The organism is Candidatus Binatus sp. (assembly GCF_036567905.1).
Classification (GTDB): domain Bacteria; phylum Desulfobacterota; class Binatia; order Binatales; family Binataceae; genus Binatus.
This window is the reverse complement of sequence record NZ_DATCTO010000090.1, coordinates 19,909-38,209: the sequence shown is the minus strand read 5'-3', so window position 1 is coordinate 38,209 and position 18,301 is coordinate 19,909. Positions and strand designations below refer to the sequence as shown.

At 62.6% G+C, this 18,301-nt stretch carries 19 protein-coding genes; 13 read left to right on the top strand and 6 right to left on the bottom strand.

Annotated features, from left to right (window positions below; genetic code table 11):
- Positions 1 to 1,470: ATP-binding protein (locus VIO10_RS13870; RefSeq protein WP_331965338.1), on the bottom strand; the 1,470-nt coding region annotated here is incomplete at its 3' end.
- A 337-nt stretch (positions 1,471 to 1,807) separates the two neighbouring features.
- Between VIO10_RS13870 and pyrF the strand changes: the two genes are divergently transcribed.
- The 4 genes from pyrF (at position 1,808) to VIO10_RS13850 (ending at position 4,762) form a co-directional block, all read left to right on the top strand.
- Positions 1,808 to 2,617: an orotidine-5'-phosphate decarboxylase gene (gene pyrF / locus VIO10_RS13865; RefSeq protein ID WP_331965335.1), complete on the top strand. Its 810-nt coding sequence runs from the start codon at positions 1,808 to 1,810 to the stop codon at positions 2,615 to 2,617.
- Positions 2,618 to 2,728: 111 nt separating this feature from the next.
- Positions 2,729 to 3,556 (top strand): sulfite exporter TauE/SafE family protein, encoded by an 828-nt coding sequence (locus VIO10_RS13860; protein WP_331965332.1) that lies wholly within the window; start codon positions 2,729 to 2,731, stop codon positions 3,554 to 3,556.
- A 3-nt stretch (positions 3,557 to 3,559) separates the two neighbouring features.
- A complete protein-coding gene (locus VIO10_RS13855; RefSeq protein WP_331965329.1) occupies positions 3,560 to 3,949 on the top strand; it encodes a DUF1634 domain-containing protein in 390 nt (129 codons plus the stop codon).
- A 33-nt stretch (positions 3,950 to 3,982) separates the two neighbouring features.
- Positions 3,983 to 4,762 (top strand): SDR family oxidoreductase, encoded by a 780-nt coding sequence (locus VIO10_RS13850; RefSeq protein WP_331965327.1) that lies wholly within the window; start codon positions 3,983 to 3,985, stop codon positions 4,760 to 4,762.
- A 43-nt stretch (positions 4,763 to 4,805) separates the two neighbouring features.
- Here VIO10_RS13850 and VIO10_RS13845 read toward each other — a convergent pair whose 3' ends face one another.
- A complete protein-coding gene (locus VIO10_RS13845; protein ID WP_331965324.1) occupies positions 4,806 to 5,450 on the bottom strand; it encodes a TetR/AcrR family transcriptional regulator in 645 nt (214 codons plus the stop codon).
- A gap of 160 nt (positions 5,451 to 5,610) precedes the next feature.
- Positions 5,611 to 5,835 carry a helix-turn-helix domain-containing protein gene (locus VIO10_RS13840; RefSeq protein WP_331965322.1) on the bottom strand — a complete coding sequence of 75 codons (225 nt, stop codon included), beginning with the start codon at positions 5,833 to 5,835 and terminating at the stop codon, positions 5,611 to 5,613.
- 385 nt (positions 5,836 to 6,220) lie between these two features.
- On the opposite strand from VIO10_RS13840, the gene VIO10_RS13835 reads away from it, so the two are divergent.
- The 9 genes from VIO10_RS13835 (at position 6,221) to argJ (ending at position 15,543) form a co-directional block, all read left to right on the top strand.
- Positions 6,221 to 6,655 (top strand): YbhB/YbcL family Raf kinase inhibitor-like protein, encoded by a 435-nt coding sequence (locus tag VIO10_RS13835; RefSeq protein ID WP_331965319.1) that lies wholly within the window; start codon positions 6,221 to 6,223, stop codon positions 6,653 to 6,655.
- An 18-nt stretch (positions 6,656 to 6,673) separates the two neighbouring features.
- Positions 6,674 to 7,273 (top strand): SRPBCC family protein, encoded by a 600-nt coding sequence (locus tag VIO10_RS13830; RefSeq protein WP_331965316.1) that lies wholly within the window; start codon positions 6,674 to 6,676, stop codon positions 7,271 to 7,273.
- Between the two features lie 59 nt (positions 7,274 to 7,332).
- Complete coding sequence (gene yihA / locus VIO10_RS13825; RefSeq protein WP_331965313.1) at positions 7,333 to 7,932, top strand: ribosome biogenesis GTP-binding protein YihA/YsxC; 600 nt, start codon at positions 7,333 to 7,335, stop codon at positions 7,930 to 7,932.
- Positions 7,929 to 8,849, top strand: a complete 921-nt coding sequence (locus VIO10_RS13820) for a glycosyltransferase family A protein (protein ID WP_331965310.1) — start codon at positions 7,929 to 7,931, stop codon at positions 8,847 to 8,849. Before yihA ends, VIO10_RS13820 begins: the two co-directional genes overlap by 4 nt.
- Complete coding sequence (locus tag VIO10_RS13815; RefSeq protein WP_331965308.1) at positions 8,839 to 9,375, top strand: hypothetical protein; 537 nt, start codon at positions 8,839 to 8,841, stop codon at positions 9,373 to 9,375. The genes VIO10_RS13820 and VIO10_RS13815 overlap by 11 nt, the downstream gene beginning before the upstream one ends.
- Before the next feature lie 19 nt (positions 9,376 to 9,394).
- Positions 9,395 to 10,489: a spore photoproduct lyase family protein gene (locus VIO10_RS13810; protein ID WP_331965305.1), complete on the top strand. Its 1,095-nt coding sequence runs from the start codon at positions 9,395 to 9,397 to the stop codon at positions 10,487 to 10,489.
- A gap of 33 nt (positions 10,490 to 10,522) precedes the next feature.
- Positions 10,523 to 11,395 (top strand): glutamate racemase, encoded by an 873-nt coding sequence (gene murI, locus VIO10_RS13805; protein WP_331965302.1) that lies wholly within the window; start codon positions 10,523 to 10,525, stop codon positions 11,393 to 11,395.
- A gap of 191 nt (positions 11,396 to 11,586) precedes the next feature.
- The gene (gene secA, locus VIO10_RS13800; protein ID WP_331965299.1) at positions 11,587 to 14,265 is read left to right on the top strand and encodes a preprotein translocase subunit SecA; all 2,679 of its coding nucleotides are present in this window, start codon (positions 11,587 to 11,589) and stop codon (positions 14,263 to 14,265) included.
- Between the two features lie 81 nt (positions 14,266 to 14,346).
- Positions 14,347 to 15,543, top strand: coding sequence for a bifunctional glutamate N-acetyltransferase/amino-acid acetyltransferase ArgJ (argJ, locus tag VIO10_RS13795; RefSeq protein WP_331965296.1), 1,197 nt, complete (start codon positions 14,347 to 14,349; stop codon positions 15,541 to 15,543).
- Between the two features lie 26 nt (positions 15,544 to 15,569).
- Here argJ and VIO10_RS13790 read toward each other — a convergent pair whose 3' ends face one another.
- From VIO10_RS13790 to VIO10_RS13780, 3 genes are all read right to left on the bottom strand, one after another.
- Positions 15,570 to 16,292 carry a VIT1/CCC1 transporter family protein gene (locus VIO10_RS13790; RefSeq protein WP_331965293.1) on the bottom strand — a complete coding sequence of 241 codons (723 nt, stop codon included), beginning with the start codon at positions 16,290 to 16,292 and terminating at the stop codon, positions 15,570 to 15,572.
- Positions 16,292 to 17,116, bottom strand: coding sequence for a lipopolysaccharide kinase InaA family protein (locus VIO10_RS13785; protein ID WP_331965290.1), 825 nt, complete (start codon positions 17,114 to 17,116; stop codon positions 16,292 to 16,294). The genes VIO10_RS13790 and VIO10_RS13785 overlap by 1 nt, the downstream gene beginning before the upstream one ends.
- Positions 17,117 to 17,220: 104 nt before the next feature.
- Positions 17,221 to 18,240 (bottom strand): TIGR03617 family F420-dependent LLM class oxidoreductase, encoded by a 1,020-nt coding sequence (locus VIO10_RS13780; RefSeq protein WP_331965287.1) that lies wholly within the window; start codon positions 18,238 to 18,240, stop codon positions 17,221 to 17,223.
- Positions 18,241 to 18,301 lie beyond the last annotated feature (61 nt).

Below are 18,301 nucleotides of genomic sequence, written 5' to 3'. Positions count from 1 at the left end.
GCTCTCGGTGGACGGCGCGCCCGATACCAGCGCGGCGATCGGCGCGCCGGCCGCGCCGCCACCGTTGTTCTGCGCGCTATTTTGCGGCGCCGGTTCGCCTGCCGCTTCTCCGACCGCGCCGGTGGACGATTCGACCGATGGATCGGCGCTATCGCGCACCGCGTCGCTGAGCGGAATCGCCAGCACGAATTCGGTTCCACTGCCCACTTTGCTTTGCACCTCGATCGTTCCACGATGCGCGTCGATTACTTTTTTCGCGACGCCCAGCCCAAGCCCGGTGCCGTTGGCCTTCGAGGTGTAGAACGGATTGAAAATCTTCGCGATCTTGTCGTCGGCGATTCCGCAGCCGTTGTCGCGAATCCTGACCGCCGCCATTCCCGCGCCATTGTTCTGTATCGCGAACTCGAGCCGGCGCTCGCCGCTCGCCGATTCCATCGCGTCGATGGCGTTGTCGATGATGTTGGAAAAAACCTGGCGCAGCTTGTCGGCGTCGGCGCGCACGGTCGGACCGCTCAGGTACGCGCGCGACACCGCCACCGAGTTTGCCTCGAGTTTGCCGCGCATCTGGGTCAGCGCGCCGTCGAGCACCCACGCGAGATTTACGTTTTCGAACTTGTAGTCTTCTTCTTTCGCGTATTTGAGCAGATGCGACACGCTGCGCTCGACCCGTGCGAGCTCGTCGAGCGCGACCTTGGCGTATTCGACGTTCTCGTGCGAGGTCGGATCCTCGCCCATCTGCTGCACCAGGCTCTTGGCCGCGGCGATCGGATTTCGGATTTCGTGGGCGAAGGTCGCGGTCAGCTCGTCCAGCGACGCCTGCTTCTCGGTGCGCAGTTGCTCCTTCTCCTGCAAGACTTCGCGCTGAACTTCGCGCGCGATCGCCGGCTCAAAAACCCGCTGATGAACCCATCGCCATCCGTATACCGCCGAGAAGTGGCTCGCGATTCCAAATCCCCAGAAAAGCGCCGGCCACAGGAACCACGGATACGAAGTCGTAATCAGGTTGATGAGAAATAGAAAACCGATGACGATGCCATACCACATCAGGTGCACGAAGAAACCCGCCTCGGCCTGGGCGCGTTTGTGCGCGCGCTCGTAGGTCTGGCGCTCGGCGTCGTTCTTGAACTGCGGCGGCGGCGGCAAATCATCGGCGGGATCCACGCTGACGCCGCCGTATTTATTCGTCTGTCGATCGAATCGCGCCCGCAGCTTGCGCTCGAATTTCTCGGCTTTGGCCTCGAACTTGCGCGCCATCTTGCTATCGAAGTCGCGCTTTATCTTGAAATGAAGATCGTTTGCGAAGCGCTCCGCCGACGCCGTCGCCGGGGCCTTCGCGTCTTCGCACTTCGACCAGCCACCGTACTTCGACCGGTCGCCGCCGTCGCCCCATCTTATCCAGCGCAGCCGCTTTCGCTTTCGATGCTGCACGACGGCGTAAATGATTAACGCGATTAAAAGGATGCCCCACATCTTGCTTCACCCGGGGCCGGAAATGCCGGTCCGTGTAATTGACCTATCGTAGTCGCCAGAACTAAGACAATCGCTGCCATTTGCTCTTCCTGACATCGCCCTGACTTGTAAGAGCAAAGCCGATGCCGACGGGCGATTGCGCGAAAAGCCACGTATTCGTGCGGATTTCAACGATCACCCGCGCGTGCGCGGCGGCTGAGTGCAGTCGCAACCATGCAGTCTTCGCACTGCATCGAGCCCGAACTGCCACGCAACATTCCTGGTTCCTTGACATAAACGGTGATCGGCATATTTTCATGAATCAAACCGGTCGGATTGCCTGCGATGAAGGGATTCGATGACCCAGTACTGGCCATTTTCAGGTCTGATACGACAAGGCGCGCTGCGCGAGCGGCTGATCGTATCGCTCGACCTGCGCGATCGGGAGGACGCGCTTGCGCTGGTGGATCGCCTCGCACGAGTGGTCGGGATGTTCAAAGTCGGACGGGCGCTGTTCGTCGGTGGCGGCCCTGAATTCATTCGCGAGCTTCGCCGGCGCGGCGCCGAAGTTTTTCTCGATCTCAAATTCCATGACACCCCGCAAAAGATGTTGCGCGCCGCCGTCGAGGCGACTCGGCTGGGCGTCAAGATGTTCGACATCCACCCGTACGGTTCGAGCTGCGGCTCGACCGAGATGATGACCCGGACGCGAGCCGAGATCGCGCGCATTTGCCGGACCGAGGGGCTTCGGCGGCCGAGTATTCTGGCGGTGGCGATGCTCGCGGAACTGAAGTCCGCGAATTCAAGTCCGCGCTCGCCCGAATCGCCCGACCGGGTCACGGAGATCGCGCGCTTCGCCGCGGCAGCCTCGCTCGATGGCGTCGTCACCTGGCCGCATGAAGTTCCGCGCGTGCGCGACACTTGCGGGCGCCGATTCATCATCGTGACGTCGGGCGTGCGGTTGCGCGAGGCAGGCTCCCCGGCCGCGCACGCGATCACCGCCGCCGATGCGATCCGCGCGGGCGCCGACTACGTCGTCATCGGCAGTCCGATCTGGCGCGCCGCCGAGCCTTTGCGCGCCGTGCGCGAGATTACCGACGACATCGAGCGTGGACTGCGCAACAGTCCGCGGCGCGCGTTTGAAATTCTCAACCCCCGTCCGGCGTAGTCCATCCTGGTTGCGCGTTTGTCTTTTTCATTCGAACCGAACTACGATTGCGCGAAATGCCCTGGTCAATCATTTGAACTTCAACTCTGAATCTGCGCTCGGAGCCTATTCTTGCTCGAAATCCTCATCGGCCTGTTAGCGCTTGCAGTCGGAGCCGGATTCATCGGCTCGCTCTCGGGCCTTGGCGGCGGAGTGTTCATCGTGCCCGCGCTGGTCATCTTCGCGCACATGCCGATGCAGGTTGCGGTTGGCGCGAGCCTGATCTCCGTCGTCGCGACCAGCGCCGGAGCCAGCGTCGCGTTCGTGCGCGACGGATGGACCAACCTGAAAGTCGCGATGGTGCTGGAATGCGCGACGGTTACCGGCGCCGTGATCGGCGCCTATCTCGCCGGCATCGTGCCGAACGTGGTGCTCGAATTGCTCTTCGCCGCGATGATGCTCCAGTCGGCATACTTCACGGTGACCAAGCGCGGCGACGACATCCTCACCAAGGGCGACCCGCTCGCCGTGCGCCTCGAACTCGCAGGCGAAGTGCCCGACCTCAGCGGCAACCTGGTCCACTATGAAGTCGTGAAAGTACCGCAGGGCGGCGCGCTAATGGTCGTCGCGGGCCTCATGTCGGGTCTGCTCGGGATCGGGTCGGGCGCGCTCAAGGTGATGGCGATGGACTACATCATGCACCTGCCGCTCAAGGTTTCCAGCGCGACCAGCAACTTCATGATTGGCGTCACCGCCGGCGCCGGCGCACTGGTGTTCCTCGCGCGCGGCGACGTTGCCACCACCATCGCATCCCCAGTGGCGATTGGGGTTACGGCCGGCGCACTGGCCGGCAGCCGCCTCCTGCCCCATCTCAGGGTCGAGTCGCTCCGGACCGTATTCGTGATAATTCTGGTGCTGATCGCGGCCGAGATGGGATGGCGCGCGTTGTCGGGGATCTAAGCGATGCCGAAACAGGAAGAAGACCGCATCCTGAGGGAATGGACGCCGATTCTGCTGCGATCGATTCTGATCGCCGCGATGATCACCCTCGTTGCCGGACTCATCCTGACCTACACCTTCGCCCCGGACTACTATGTCGAGCACTACCGGGCGGCACAGCATGGTCACCTGATCGGCAAGGAAACGCTCGGCCTGTTGTTTGACCGGGTCCGGCAAGGCAATCCGCATGCGGTGCTGACGATCGGGCTGTTCGTGCTGACGCTGGTCCCGCTCGCGCGCGTCGCCTTCTGCTTCATCCTTTTTATCAGGGAACGCGATTACACGTATGTTGCGCTTACGGCGTACGTGCTCGCGGGGTTGATCGCCGGCATGCTGGCCGGGAGTGCCGGTTAATTGTCGATTAGTATTCGGACGGAGGATCGCGCAATGGAAATAAAAGGCAAGGTCGGCGTCATCACCGGCGGTTCATCGGGGATCGGGCGTGCAACGGCGGAGCGCCTGGCGAAAGAAGGCGCCAGGATTGTGGTCGCCGATCTCGACGAAGCCGGCGGCGCCGAGACCGTCAAGCGAATCGAGAGCGCGGGCGGGCACGCCGTTTTTGTGAAGGCAGACGTGACCCGGATCGAGGACGCTCGCCGGATGCTCGACACCGCGGTGTCGAAGTTCGGCCGCCTCGACATCCTGCACAACAACGCCGGCATCGGCGTCGGCGCGCCCGGCTTTCCCGAAGCACCGCCGGAGAGATGGCAGCTGGTGATCGAGATCGATCTGCAGGCGGTCATTCTGGGCACCGGGCTCGCGGCTCCGCTGATGCAAAAGAACGGCGGCGGCGCCATCATCAACACGGCCTCGATGGCCGGCTTGTATCCGCATCGACAGGACGCGGTTTATGGTGCGGCCAAGGGCGGCGTGGTGAACTTCACGCATTCGCTGGCGTTCTGGGAGGCGGAACGGAAAATCCGCGTCAACTGCGTCTGCCCGGGAATCGTCGATACCCCGCTGGTGCGCAAGGGACTCGAGGCGGCCACCAAACTCGGCTTTTTAACGAAACCTTGGATTCCGGCGAAGATGATTCAGCCCGAGGAAATCGCCGACGCAGTCGCGAGCCTCGTGCGCGACGATTCGCTGTTCGGATGCGCGCTGGAGATTCGCCCGACTGGCCGCCAGATCGTCGATCCGCGTCGCGCCCCCGGCGCCCGAACATAAAAACCCGGCTTTGCCGATGCGATTTCGCAGATGAGTCCCGCCTTCATTTGGCGACGCTCCATTGGCGCATAAACTCGCGCGCCTGGCGGCGTAGCGAGCGGCGCAGATCGAATCGTGGCCCGTGCAGGTACCATAGCATCGCGAGTCCCAGGTAGCTCGAATAAATCTGCGTCGCCGCCCAATTCGGATCGAGATGTGCCTCAAGAATCCCCAACCGCTGCCCGCGCTCGACCAGCTCGCGAAAACTCGCGATTCCGTCGAGGTTCGCCTGGCGCATCGAGCGCAGCACCCGCGGCCCGATCTTGTGCGACTCGAGCGCGATGATCAGCAACAGCCGGCTGACCCACGGATTCTTCTCATTGAGCGCCGCCATGGTGTCGAACATCCGCCCGAACTCCGCGCGGAACTCGGCTGCATTCGTCGCGCGCGCGGATTTTTCAAATACCAGTTCCCATTCACCAAGCACCTTGGACACGACCGCGATGAAAAATTCCTGCTTGTCGGCGAAATGCCAGTACAGCGCCCCCTTGGTGACGCCCGCCGCGCGCGCGATTCGCGCCAGCGACGTGCCCCGATATCCGTACGACGCGAACAGATCCATCGCCGCATCGATCAATACCTGATCGAGCGAGCCGCGCCGACGCGCCTGCGCAGCCGGTGCCGCATTCTTGCCAACTGGCGATATCATTTGAACGATCGGTATGCTGAGGTACTGCGGGTGCGCAGGTCAAGGGCGACGTCAAGCGCGAGACGCCCGTGCGGGATATGAAGCGCGACTGTGCGGCGGCGAAGACTGCTCCGCATGCGCGTCCGGACGCTGCCGGGCGCGCGATTCGACGATCGTAGTGTCAGTTCTGGCTGGAGGTGCCGCCGTCCGGAGCTTTCATGTTCCGCTCCAGACACCAACGGTCGATCACCTCGGCGTTGAAACGCCAATCGGTGCCGATCCGAAAGCCCGGCAGCTCTCCGCGACGAAGCAGCTTATAGATAGTCGATGGTTGCACGCGCAAATATTCGGACAATTCCTTGACCGTCATCACGCGCGGCAAGCTATACTTGGTTTCACTAGCCATGATATTCCCCGGTAACGTCCCCGTTTGCCGCCTACTGCCTAAATTTGATGCCTTTTTTCGCATCGATCAAATGATTCATCCGCCCCTTACGCTGACTACGAGTCACTTTGAATGTCTCAGAACCATCGCTAGTGGTCAAGGGCAACCTAAGGGAATTTGTGATGATTTTCGCTCTTTTCGTCCTTTAATTGTATATCAGGTCACGGATTTCTGCAAAAACTTCAATAGAGAATGCACGTCAAGTTTCTAAACCATGCCTGCGAGCTTTCAAATCATTATAAGTATGCCAAATCTCCAGCGAATTTCAACTGCCGTAATCTTCGCCTTGCTCGGCCTGGCTAACGCACGACCAGCCCAAGCCCAACTGAAGCTGACCAGCCCCGCGATGGCTTCCGGAGCGGCAATTGCTGATGACTACGCATGTGCTGGCGCCGATCGATCCCCCGCGCTTGCATGGAGCGGCGCGCCGCAATCGACGAAATCATTTGCATTGATCGTCGATGATCCCGACGCCCCCAGTGGAACATTTGTTCATTGGGTGGCGTACAATATTCCGGCTCGAGAAACTTCGCTGCCCGCCGGCGTGCCGCAAACCGCGGGAATTGCGGGCGGCGGAACAAATGGAATCAACAGTTTCGAGCATGTCGGCTACAATGGACCGTGTCCGCCACCGGGGAAAATGCATCACTATCGTTTTCATCTCTTCGCGCTTGACTCGACGTTAACTCCCGGCGACAAGGCGGACGCGGCCGCCGTCCAGTCCGCGATGAGAGGCCACGTCGTCGCGAGCGCGGAACTGGTCGGCACATTCCAACGATGAGGTGAAAGCGATCCGCCGATGAAGACGGTACTCAAAATCCTGGCTGGAGTGATTGTTCTCGCAGTCGTCGCGATCGTGGGATGGCGTTACTATCAAATGCATCGCGCGCGGCAGGCCGGCCTGCTCACCGAGAACATCGCGCATGACGGCGACATCTGGCAGGCCGATTTCACCGCGCGCATCCCGGCCCCCGAACAGACCGTCTTCAGCGCGATTCGCGACATCGAAAATCTGCACAACGATCAGGTCAAGGCGGTGCGCGTCGTATCCCAGAGCGGAAATAAAAAGACCGTCGATATGGATATCGCGGGACCGGGCGGACAAACGATTACCACCGAGCTCGAGTTCGAGTACCTGCCCGAGCAGAAAAAGATCGTTTATCACACCGTCAACAATCCGCTGCTCGATACTCAGGCCGTGTACCAGCTCGGCGATGAAGGCGCGAGCACGTTCATCGACTACCACGAAACCACCCATCTGCTGCAGTCGCTTCCGGTCCCTGACGGCATCATCAAGCAGGTCATTCGCGGCATCTTCGTCGCGCAGCTCGAAACCTTGAAGCGCAGCCTCAACCTCAAGGACGGCGACGGGACCGACTCCGGCGACGACGAACCCTAACGGCGACAGCCGGTTGCGCGCCAGCCGCATCGAGCGCGCCGGCGCCGCCGCAGCTCAGCATGATTCGCTTCACCGCACAGTTCGTAGCATCCGCATTCGCTCTCGACGGATGCCCGCGATGGAAGCGCACCGAGGTGGCGCTCGCCGGCCGCTCCAACGTGGGCAAGAGTTCGTTGCTTAACGCGCTCGCTGGAGTTAAGGGCCTCGCGCGCACCAGCAAAACCCCCGGCCGCACGCGATGCCTCAACTTTTTCGCGGTCGGCGCCAAGCTCGCGCTGTGCGACCTGCCCGGCTTCGGCTACGCGAAAATGGGTCACGAGGAAGCGGCCAAAATCGCTTCCATGATGCACGAATACATCCACGGACGCGTCAATCTCGGCGCCATCGCGATTCTGATCGATTGCCGCCGCGGTCCACAGCACGACGAACTCGATCTGGCGGCGATGGCGGCGGACCGCGCCATCGAAGTGATTCCAGTCGCGACCAAGTGCGACAAGTTGCGCCATTCGGAGCGCGCCGCCGCGCTGAAACGCTTCGACTCGATGCGCGTGCACCCGATTTTCTGCTCGGCAACTTCCGGCGAGGGAATCGACGAGTTGCGCCGCCGAATCCTCGGCTTCGATCGCTCCGACACCGCCAAGCGCGCGGAGCCGCAATGACTCCCGAAGTTTCGGTAGTTATCCCGACGCACAATCGATGCGCGATGCTGCTCGAGGCGATCGATTCCGTGCTCGCCCAATCGACTGCGGCGTTCGAGTTGATCGTTATCGACGACGGCTCGACCGACGGGACCAGCGAGAACGAGCATTTGAGGCGGCTGGCCGAAACGATCCGAATCGAAATCGACCGCATCGATCATCGCGGTCCCGCCGCGGCGCGAAACCGCGGCGTCGCCATCGCGCGCGCGCCGCTGGTCGCATTCCTCGATTCCGACGATCTCTGGTCGCCAACCAAGCTCGAACGCCAGCTCGCGTTCATGCGTGACAACCCCGGCTGCGCGATCTCGCAAACCGGCGAAATCTGGATTCGCAACGGGCAACGGGTGAATCCCGCTCACCGCCATCGCAAGCGCGCCGGCGATATTTTCATCGACTCGCTCCGCACCTGCCTGATCGGTATGTCGGCGGTGATGATGCGCACCGATCTTTTCCGCTCATCCGGCGGCTTCGACGAGCACATGACCGCCGCCGAGGACTACGATCTATGGCTGCGAATTCTCATCGACCATGAAGCCGGCCTGCTCGACGAGCCGCTGGTGACACGCCGCGGCGGGCATCCCGATCAACTCTCGGCAAAAACTCCGGCCCTCGATCGCTTCCGCATTCTCACGCTTGCGAAATTGCTCGCGGACGACAGGCTTTCCCCGGCGCGGCGAACCTCGGTCGTCGAAGTGCTCGCCGAGAAAAGCCGCATCTACGCGGGCGGCCTTCGGCGGCGAGGCAAAATCGAGGAAGTGCGACTGTACGAGCAGGTCGCTGACCAGGCGCGAGGCTGGGATACGCGTGCCGCTGCTGAAATCGGATGCGCGATTGAATCGATGCGATCCATGCTTCGCGAAATATCGCATGAACGCTGACGAAATCGACGAGCAGATTCGGATCCTCGCTGCCGAGCGACGGCTGCCGCCGAGCCATCTTGCGCGATGGCTCGCGATGGAGCCCGCGTCGCGCGCCGCGATGCTCGATATCGCGCGCGTCATCCGCCTGCGAACCGGTCAATTGATGACCGCGCTCGAGACGCTCGAGGAAATCGCGGTGCGCGAGCAGGTCACAGTCGCCGGCGTTCTCGACCGCCCCGAAATTCGGCGCATTGCAGGCAGTCCCGGCTCGGCGCCATCGCGCGCGAGCGCGCTACTCGAAGCGTTGCGAACCCTTCGCTACCCTCTCCTGAAAAGAACGCAGGAGCAGATCCGCTCCGAAGTCTCGGCGCTGAAGCTCCCACGCGGCATTTCGATAGTCTTGCCCAAGCAGCTTGGCTCTGATGAATTCACGGTTTCGCTTCGGGTGCGAAGCGCCGCCGAACTGGCGCATCTGCTCGCGGCGCTCGATCGATCGCGCGCGGGACTGACAAGGATTATTGAAATGCTCGCCGGCAAGAAGTGAAAAATGAAACGGTGAAAAGATGAAATTTGATCTCGACGCCGTGTTTGTCGAGCACGGATGCGCCGGCTCCGCGCTGGCGACTCGCATCCTGGGCGCGCTCCCGCGCGATGTGCCCGTCACCCATGTCACCGACGCGCGCGAGGCGGCCCGGCCCGCATTCGGCGCGCGCGATCCGTGCGGGGCCGGCAAACGCCGGATGGTGATCGCGCGGCGCAAGACTCCGTTCCTGGCGCCGTGTCCGGCAGGGTCCTCGGAATTCGCGTGCTGCGGATACCTGGTGCTCACGCTCGCATCGAACTGCCCGATGGATTGCTCGTACTGCTTTTTGCAGGAATTTCTGGCCGACAATCCCGCCTTCCAGGTGTATGCGAATTTCACCGATTCATTCGACGAGCTCGACCGGCTCGCCGGCAACGCTCGCGGGCGCAGCTTCCGCGTCGGCACCGGCGACCTGGCGGATTCGCTGGCGTTCGACTCGCTTACCTCGATCAGCCGCGACCTGATCGGGTTTTTTGCCTCGCGCGAGAATCTGACGCTGGAGCTCAAGACCAAGACCGACGAAATTGAAAATCTCCTTGGCATGGACCCGCGCGGCCGCGTGCTCGTCTCGTGGACCTTGTCGCCCGACGCCGTCTATCGCAGCTCAGAGCATCTCACCGCCTCGCCCGCGGCGCGAATCGCGGCGGCGCGCGCGGTCCTCGACGCCGGCTACCGCGTGGCGTTTCATCTCGATCCGTTGATCGCATATCCCGGCGCCGAGCGCGATTACCTGCTGCTCATCGACGAGCTGCTGGACACAGTTGCGCCCAAACAAATCTCGTTCATCAGCATGGGCGGTCTGCGGATGACGCCGCGGTTGCGCGGCGCCGCGCGCAGCCGTTTTCCCGGCGATCCGATGCTATGCGGCGAGGACGTGCCCGCCTCCGACGGGCGCTTTCGTACCTTTACGCCGCTGCGCCTCAACCTCTACCGCCGGCTTGCCGATCGTTTGCGCAAAGCGGGCGCCGAAATCCCCGCCTATTTGTGCATGGAAGCGGCCAGCGTCCATGAAAGCGTCTTTGGCGCGGCACCCTCCCGACCGGCTATAATCGGCACCCGCCTCGCGCGCGACTGAGCACGGACCGCGCACCGGCGGATTCAAAAGAAAATGCCGACCCGTAAAAAATCTGCCGCACGGCCAAATTCGATCGCGGCTTCCAACGGACTCCTTCGCGGCTCGCGCGCGGCGATCGACCGGCCCATCGGCGTGTTCGATTCGGGCATCGGCGGACTTACCGTCCTCAAAGCGCTGACCGCGGCTCTGCCCAACGAAGATTTCATCTACCTCGGCGACACGGCGCGGCTTCCCTACGGCACGAAATCCAACGAGGTCATCGTCCGCTACTCGAAGGAGAACACCGGCTTCCTGCTCGCCAAGGGAATCAAGATGCTGGTGGTCGCCTGCAATACGTCCAGCGCGGTCGCGCTCGACGCGATCGCGTCGGACACGATGGTCCCCGTGATCGGCGTGATCGAGCCCGGCGCGCGCGCGGCGGCCAAGGCCTCGCGCAACGGCAAAATAGGCGTGATCGGCACCGAAGCGACGATCGCGTCGGGCGCTTACACGCGCGCGATCCAGCGGCTGAGCCCGCGCTCCGAAATCTACACGCGCGCATGCCCGCTGCTGGTGCCGCTGGCCGAGGAAGGATGGACCGACAACGCGGTGGCGGAATTGACCGTCGCCCACTACCTCGAGAGTCTCAAACAAAGCGGCATCGATACGCTGCTGCTGGGATGCACCCATTACCCGCTGCTGCGCGATATGTTCGCGCGAATTCTGGGCCCGCGCGTGAAGCTCGTGGACTCCGCGACCGCGACCGCGGCCGACGTGCGCGACCGGCTGCGGACTTTCAAGCTCGCCCGGCGCACCGGCAAAGGGACTCAGAGTTTCTTCGTGACCGAGACCCCCGATCGTTTCGTCCGCGTCGGCCGCAGATTTCTCGGCCCGCAGGTCGAATCCGCCGTCCGCATCGAGCGCTAGTCCGCTCTGCTTGCCCCGGCGCACGGCTGTCTGGCCCCTGCCTAGCGCGACGATTTCAGGATAAGATGATTTACAGCTAAACTTGCGAGTTGTTTCACTATTTCACCGTGTCACCGGTCAGACCGCATCGCTGTGGCTCGTCGAGAACCTGATCTCAAAAAAAACCTTGCCGCAGAAATTGCTCATATAAGATGGCTTCAGCTATTTCCCTCGTAGCGCGGAAAATCTTCGGCTCGAAGAACGAACGCGAAATCAAACGGCTGCGTCCCGACGTGGACGAGATCAACCGGCTCGAACCGGAGACCTCGGCGCTGAGCGACGACGAGCTGCGGCGCAAAATTGCCGAATGGAAGGCGAGTATCAGCGCGATCGAAGAGCGCGAGCGGCGCGACGATGCGATGCTGGAAATCCTGCCGCAGGTCTTCGCCGTCGTGCGCGAGGGCGCCAAGCGGACCATCGGTCAGCGCCACTTCGACGTGCAGCTGGTCGGCGGAATGATCCTGCACCAGGGGCGAATCGCCGAAATGAAAACCGGCGAGGGCAAGACTCTGGTCGCCACGCTGCCCGCCGTGCTCAACGCGCTGTCGGGACGCGGCGTGCATATCGTCACCGTCAACGACTACCTGGCCCGGCGCGACTCCGAATGGATGGGGCGCATCTATAAATTCCTGGGCCTGACGGTCGGCGTCGTCGTCCACGGCGTGACCGACCAGGAGCGCAAGCTCGCCTACCGCGCCGATATCACTTACGGCCAGAACAACGAGTTCGGCTTCGACTACCTGCGCGACAACATGAAGTTCAACATCGAGGACTACGTCCAGCGCGAGCACAACTTCGCGATCGTGGACGAAGTGGACTCGATTCTGATCGACGAGGCGCGCACGCCGCTGATCATCTCCGGCGCCTCCGAGGAATCCACCGACACCTATTATGTGGTGGATCGCGTGATCCCGCGGCTCAAGCCCGAAGAGCACTACACCATCGACGAGAAGATGCGCACCGTGGCGCTGACCGAGGACGGGGTGACGCGAGTCGAGCAACTGCTCGGCGTCGAGAACCTGTACGACCCGCGCAACATCCTGCTGCTGCATCACGCCAACCAGGGACTCCGCGCGCATACGCTGTTCAAGCGCGACGTCGATTACGTCGTCAAGGAAGGCGAGGTGATCATCGTCGATGAATTCACCGGGCGGCTGATGCCGGGGCGGCGATGGAGCGACGGACTGCATCAGGCGGTCGAGGCGAAGGAGAACGTCAAGATCGAGTCGGAGAACCAGACGCTCGCCACCATCACGTTTCAGAACTACTTCCGAATGTACAAGAAGCTGTCCGGAATGACCGGCACGGCCGACACGGAAGCGGTCGAGTTCAAGGAAATCTATCGCCTCGACGTGGTCGTGATTCCGACCAATCAGCCGATGATCCGCATCGACAATCACGACCTCGTTTACAAAACCGAAGGCGAGAAGTTCGACGCCGTGATCGAGGAAATCCGCGACTGCCACGAACGCGGCCAGCCGGTGCTGGTCGGCACGGTCTCGATCGAAAAGTCCGAGCGCGTCGCCGACAAGCTCAAAAAAACCAGCGTCAAGCATTACGTGCTGAACGCCAAGAACCATGAGCGCGAAGCGGAAATCGTCGCCCAGGCCGGCCGTTTCGGCGCGGTCACGATTTCGACCAACATGGCCGGCCGCGGCACCGATATCGTGCTCGGCGGAAATCCCGAGTTCATGGCGGCGGCGGAAACCGGCACCAGGGAACCGGCCGATCCGAATTTCCAGGCTGCACTCGCGAAGTACCTCGAACAGTGCAAGGCCGAGCGCGAGAAAGTGCTCGAGGCCGGCGGCCTGCACATCCTCGGCACCGAGCGCCACGAGTCGCGCCGCATCGACAACCAGCTCCGCGGCCGGTCGGGTCGCCAGGGCGACCCCGGCTCGTCGCGATTCTACATGTCGCTCGAGGACGACTTGCTGCGGATCTTCGGCGCCGACCGTCTCAAGGGCCTGATGGGCCGAATCGGGATGGAGGACAACGAGCCCATCGAGCATCGATGGATATCGCGCGCGATCGAAAACGCGCAAAAGAAGGTCGAATCGCACAACTTCGACATCCGCAAGCATCTGCTCGAATACGACGACGTCATGAACAAGCAGCGCGAGGTGGTTTACCATCGCCGTCGCGAACTGCTCAGCGGCGCCTCGCTCAAGGATGACGTGCTCGACATGTGCGACGCGCTGATCGAGGAAATCGCGGCGGCGCACGCGAACAACGAGGCCGATCCGGCGCAATGGGACTGGAAGGCGATCGACGACGCGTTCTTCAAGCAGTTCAAGTTCCGCCCGGGCTTCAACGCGCAGACCGAAGTGGCCGGCAAGCCGGCTCAGTCAGCCGACGATCTGGCCGAGATCGGTTCCGAGCGCGTGCATCAGCTCTACGATCAGCGCGAAGCGGAATTCACCGAGCCGGTGATGCGCCAAATCGAAAAGATCGTGATGCTCCAGACGCTCGATTCGCTCTGGAAAGACCATCTGCTCGCGATGGACCATTTGAAGGAAGGAATCGGGCTGCGCGGCTACGCCCAGGTCAATCCGCTGGTCGAATACCAGAAAGAAGGGTTCACCATGTTCGAGGCGCTGATGGCGGTGATGCAACAGGACGTGGTCGAGAAAGTTTTTTCCGTCCAGGTGCAGCGCCAGCAGGACGTCGAGCAGATTCAGCAGCCCAAGCCGCAGCGGGTCGTGATGAGCCACGGCGGCGAGAGCGAGACGCCGGCGGCAACCCCGGCCAAGCGCGACACCGAAAAAGTCGGCCGCAACGATCCGTGCCCATGTGGCTCGGGTAAGAAGTACAAACGCTGCCACGGCAAGTGACGCACAGAAGCGTCCCTGCGGCCTTCCATTTGCACCCGCCTTTGGTCCGCGTATAGTTCGCCGCACGGAGGATTGCGCTGGATGAAAGTCGAACTCGATCCCGCCGCCGTGCGCGGATTTCGATTCGCCGGCGTCAGCGCCGGACTGAAGAGCAAGGCGGGCGCGCTTGACCTGGGCCTTATCGCCGCCGATCGCCCGGCCGCCGCAGCCGCGGTGTTCAGCGCCAATCGGGTGAAAGCCGCGCCGGTTTATGTGACGGCGGATCGCGTCAAGTCGGGCCGTTTGCAGGCGGTCGTCGCGAACTCGGGATGCGCCAACAGCTTCACCGGCGCGCAAGGGATGCGGCTTGCGCGCGACTCATGCGCGGAAGTCGCGCGACTTCTCGGATGCGCGCCGGAACTCGTTGTACCGTCCTCGACCGGTGTGATCGGCCATCTCTACGACTTCGCGAAATTCAAAACCGGCGCCGCCGATGCCGTGCGATCGCTGCGTGAAGACGGCCTGGCCGACTTCGCGCATGCGATCATGACGACTGACACGCGCGCCAAGACCGCCTCGACCAGCTTCAAGGCGGGCGGCGCGACCATCACGCTTGCCGGCGCGGTGAAAGGTGTCGGGATGATCTCGCCCAGGATGGCGACGATGCTGGGCTACCTGGTCACAGACGCGGTGATCGCTCCCTCTTTACTGAAAAAATCGCTCAAGGCCGCGCTGCCGGCCAGCTTCAACGCGATCACCGTTGACGGCGACATGTCAACCAACGACACGGTGATTATTTTGGCGAGCGGCGCCGCCAAAAATCGCGCATTCGGCGCGCGCGAGCAGGCGGCATTCGATCGCGCGGTCGAGGAAATTTCGGCGGCGCTCGCCCGCGAACTCGTGCGCGACGGCGAGGGAGCGACCAAGCTCGTCACCGTCGAGGTACGCGGCGCGCGCAATCCTGCCGACGCCGAGCGTGCGGCCCGTCAAATCGCCAACTCGCCGCTGGTCAAGACGGCGTTCTTCGGATGCGATCCGAACGTGGGCCGAATCCTGATGGCCGCGGGATCGTCCGGCGCGTACGTCGAGCCCGACAAGCTGGTGCTGTGGATCGGCGGAGTGAAAGTTGCCTTGAACGGCCGGCTGCTGACCGAGGCGCTGGCGGCTGCGGGGGCTCGGATGAAAGAGCGCGAATTCGCGGTGCGACTCGATCTGCGGCTGGGGAAATCGAGCGCCCGGATTCTAACTTGCGACCTGAGCTACGATTACGTGCGAATCAACGCGGAGTACACGACCTGAGCGCGGGCAATTGCGGACGGCAAGCTTCAGCGCGCGGCAAACATGCGGCCCGCGGCGTAAGTCACACCCGCGGCCGCCATTCCAATCAACATGCTTTCGAGTCCGCTGCGCCACCACGAACGGCTGGTGATGATCGTCTTCAGCGCGCCGACTCCGAACAGCACCGCGACGGTCGAGATGGCCGACACGATCAGGGCGCGGCTCGGCTGAAAAAAAATGTACGCCCAGACGGGCACTGCCGCGCCTGACAGATACGACAAGCCGACGGCAAAGGCGGAGCGGAGCGGGTTGTCGAAGGATTCTTCGTTGAAACCCAGCTCCTCGCGCATCATCACGTTGCTCCATCGCTCGGGGTCCGACGTGATGTGCGCGACGATCTGATCGAGCAATGGACCGGCGAACCCTTTTTTTCGATAGATGGTGCTGACCTCTTCGCGCTCGCGTTCGGGCCATCGGCGGATTTCGTCGCGCTCGCGTTCTATCTCGCTTTGATAAAACTCGATTTGTGAGCGCGCGGAGATGAACGCCGCAAGTCCCATCGCTACCGCGCCGCCAAGCATCTCCGACAGTCCCGCCATCATCGCTGCGTTGCCGGTGACGAACGCGCCCGCGACCCCGGAGGTAACGGCGAACGAGGCGACCAGTCCGTCGTTCAGCCCGAGCATCACGTCGCGCACCCAGCTTCCGCCGGCGGCGTGGACCTGCTCGGTGTGATGGTCGTACTCGCGGCTGAGGATCGAAAAAGCCATTACTCAGTCCCTCCGGCGAGCGGCTTCACGACCGGCTCGGTGGCCGGGGCGCCGCGGCGCTTGCGGCGGTCGATCGACTCGCGCGCCGCTCCGACTTCGGCGACCATCCTGCGCGCGACCGCGCGATCCGGCCGACGGCCCAGGTAAGAGTAAAGAAAATCGAGCCGCGCCGCGCGGCAGAGAAATCGCCCGATGCTGCGATCGAGATGCACCAGGTTCAGAATTCGGCGATCCCACGATACGTTGGCGGCGCGGCGGAAATCCTCGAGATCGATAAAGTACACTTTGAAGCCGCCGGACTGGTTTTCCTCGACCATGATGTTGGTCTCTTGCAGATCGCGAGTGTAAAGACCGGACTCATGGAGGCGGCGGATTTGCGCGGCCACCGTATCGGAGATTTGTTTTCGGCGATGCACGTCGCGCCCCTTGATTGCTCCGGGGCCGAGCATGAAGCGGCTCAGGGAGTCGGCGTTGATGAGTGCGCGGCTGACAAGATAGGAGGCTCGAATCGCACCCGCCTGGTACAAATCCATGGCCGCCAGCGGCTCCGGATGCGCGACGCCTTGCGCCCGGAGCATCGCGGCGCCAGCGAGCGATCGCGCGACGCGAGACCCGCGCAATCGCGCGTAAACGCCGCGGCTCCATGAGCAAACCTCGACGCGCTTTATGAACGCGGGACCGGCGCCGGGGAGGTCGAGGAATCCAGCCAGCGTGCGCGCTTCAGACTTGAGCACCCGAAAATCCGGCGACGCGATCAATTCGTCGGCGCGCTCGATAACCGCGCGCCAGTCCGGCGAACGCGCATAGAGGACTACCCTGCGCATGCGCAATCAAGCCTAGCCCTTTCGCGCACCGATGGCATCGGGGGGCGCGCCGGCAGGGCGCCTGTTCAGCAGGTCATGACAATCTATCGCGAGAATGGCGAAGCTCATCCATTGAATCGCTTTGCGAGTTTTGCCCATTGCGCGTCGTCAGCGCCCGCGCGAAACGGAATGTAAAACGCAACCCGGTCGAGCAGCCCATCGTAACGCTGCATCACCTTGTCCGCGATCTCGTCGTAGGTGCCCGCGACCGTGTACACGTCGAGCATCTCGTCCGTGATCTCTTTGGCCATCGAGACCCACTCGCCTTTGGCAGCCTTTTCGTTCAGTCGCTGGGCGACGTCGCCCCATCCGTGCGTGTCGAGCACGATCTTGTAGGTTCGCGTCGAGGCGTAGAACGAGATCTGCTGGCGGACGACTTCGCGCATTTTTTTTATTTCGTCCTGGTCGCGGCCGGTAATTACGAACGCCGTCGATTGGATTTCGAAGTCTTTGCGCGAGCGCCCGGCCTGCTTGAGACCCTTCTCGACGTTCGGCAGCACGAATTCGCGGAGATACTTGGGCGAGTTGAAGGGATGCGCATGCAGGCCCTCGCACAGTTCGCCGGCGAGCCGGATGATATGTTCGTTCACACCGGCGATGTGAATCGGCACGTTCGAGTAGTTGTGTCTGGCCGGCGTGAAGAACGGCGTCATCAACGAGAAGTTGTAGTACTTTCCCTGAAACGAAAGTTTCGCGCCGCCCTCCGACCAGCATTTGAAGATCGCGCGCAGCGCCAGGATGTACTCGCGCAGGCGCGGCACCGGCGCTTCCCACTTCGTGCTGTAGCGGCGCTCGATATGGCCCTTGACCTGCGTGCCGAGCCCGAGGATGAAGCGGCCCTCGGAAAATCCCGCGAGGTCCCACGCGGCCGCGGCGGTAACCATGGGGCTGCGCGGAAACGCAATCGCAACCGACGTACCCATTTTGACTCGCCGGGTATGCTCCGCGATCAGCGCGGCCGGAAGGAAGCCGTCGTTGCCGGCCTCGGGAATCCAGATCGCGTCGAACCCCGCCGCCTCGGCGGCGCGGGCCGCGGCCGGAACATCGCGCAAGTTGCGCGCCGAGAGACCGGTGTCGAGCTTCATAATTTTCACTCCCGCGTAAATTTTTTCGACGAGCGGGCGAAATCGTAACAAAGCCCGTGGC

Excerpts from the sequence above, each read along its gene's own strand:
- pyrF (WP_331965335.1), top strand. The coding sequence starts at position 1,808 with ATGACCCAGTACTGGCCATTTTCAGGTCTGATACGACAAGGCGCGCTG.
- VIO10_RS13855 (WP_331965329.1), top strand. The coding sequence starts at position 3,560 with ATGCCGAAACAGGAAGAAGACCGCATCCTGAGGGAATGGACGCCGATT.
- VIO10_RS13850 (WP_331965327.1), top strand. The coding sequence starts at position 3,983 with ATGGAAATAAAAGGCAAGGTCGGCGTCATCACCGGCGGTTCATCGGGG.
- VIO10_RS13845 (WP_331965324.1), bottom strand. The coding sequence starts at position 5,450 with ATGATATCGCCAGTTGGCAAGAATGCGGCACCGGCTGCGCAGGCGCGT.
- VIO10_RS13840 (WP_331965322.1), bottom strand. The coding sequence starts at position 5,835 with ATGGCTAGTGAAACCAAGTATAGCTTGCCGCGCGTGATGACGGTCAAG.
- VIO10_RS13835 (WP_331965319.1), top strand. The coding sequence starts at position 6,221 with ATGGCTTCCGGAGCGGCAATTGCTGATGACTACGCATGTGCTGGCGCC.
- VIO10_RS13830 (WP_331965316.1), top strand. The coding sequence starts at position 6,674 with ATGAAGACGGTACTCAAAATCCTGGCTGGAGTGATTGTTCTCGCAGTC.
- yihA (WP_331965313.1), top strand. The coding sequence starts at position 7,333 with ATGATTCGCTTCACCGCACAGTTCGTAGCATCCGCATTCGCTCTCGAC.
- VIO10_RS13820 (WP_331965310.1), top strand. The coding sequence starts at position 7,929 with ATGACTCCCGAAGTTTCGGTAGTTATCCCGACGCACAATCGATGCGCG.
- VIO10_RS13815 (WP_331965308.1), top strand. The coding sequence starts at position 8,839 with ATGAACGCTGACGAAATCGACGAGCAGATTCGGATCCTCGCTGCCGAG.
- VIO10_RS13810 (WP_331965305.1), top strand. The coding sequence starts at position 9,395 with ATGAAATTTGATCTCGACGCCGTGTTTGTCGAGCACGGATGCGCCGGC.
- murI (WP_331965302.1), top strand. The coding sequence starts at position 10,523 with ATGCCGACCCGTAAAAAATCTGCCGCACGGCCAAATTCGATCGCGGCT.
- secA (WP_331965299.1), top strand. The coding sequence starts at position 11,587 with ATGGCTTCAGCTATTTCCCTCGTAGCGCGGAAAATCTTCGGCTCGAAG.
- argJ (WP_331965296.1), top strand. The coding sequence starts at position 14,347 with ATGAAAGTCGAACTCGATCCCGCCGCCGTGCGCGGATTTCGATTCGCC.
- VIO10_RS13790 (WP_331965293.1), bottom strand. The coding sequence starts at position 16,292 with ATGGCTTTTTCGATCCTCAGCCGCGAGTACGACCATCACACCGAGCAG.
- VIO10_RS13785 (WP_331965290.1), bottom strand. The coding sequence starts at position 17,116 with ATGCGCAGGGTAGTCCTCTATGCGCGTTCGCCGGACTGGCGCGCGGTT.
- VIO10_RS13780 (WP_331965287.1), bottom strand. The coding sequence starts at position 18,240 with ATGAAGCTCGACACCGGTCTCTCGGCGCGCAACTTGCGCGATGTTCCG.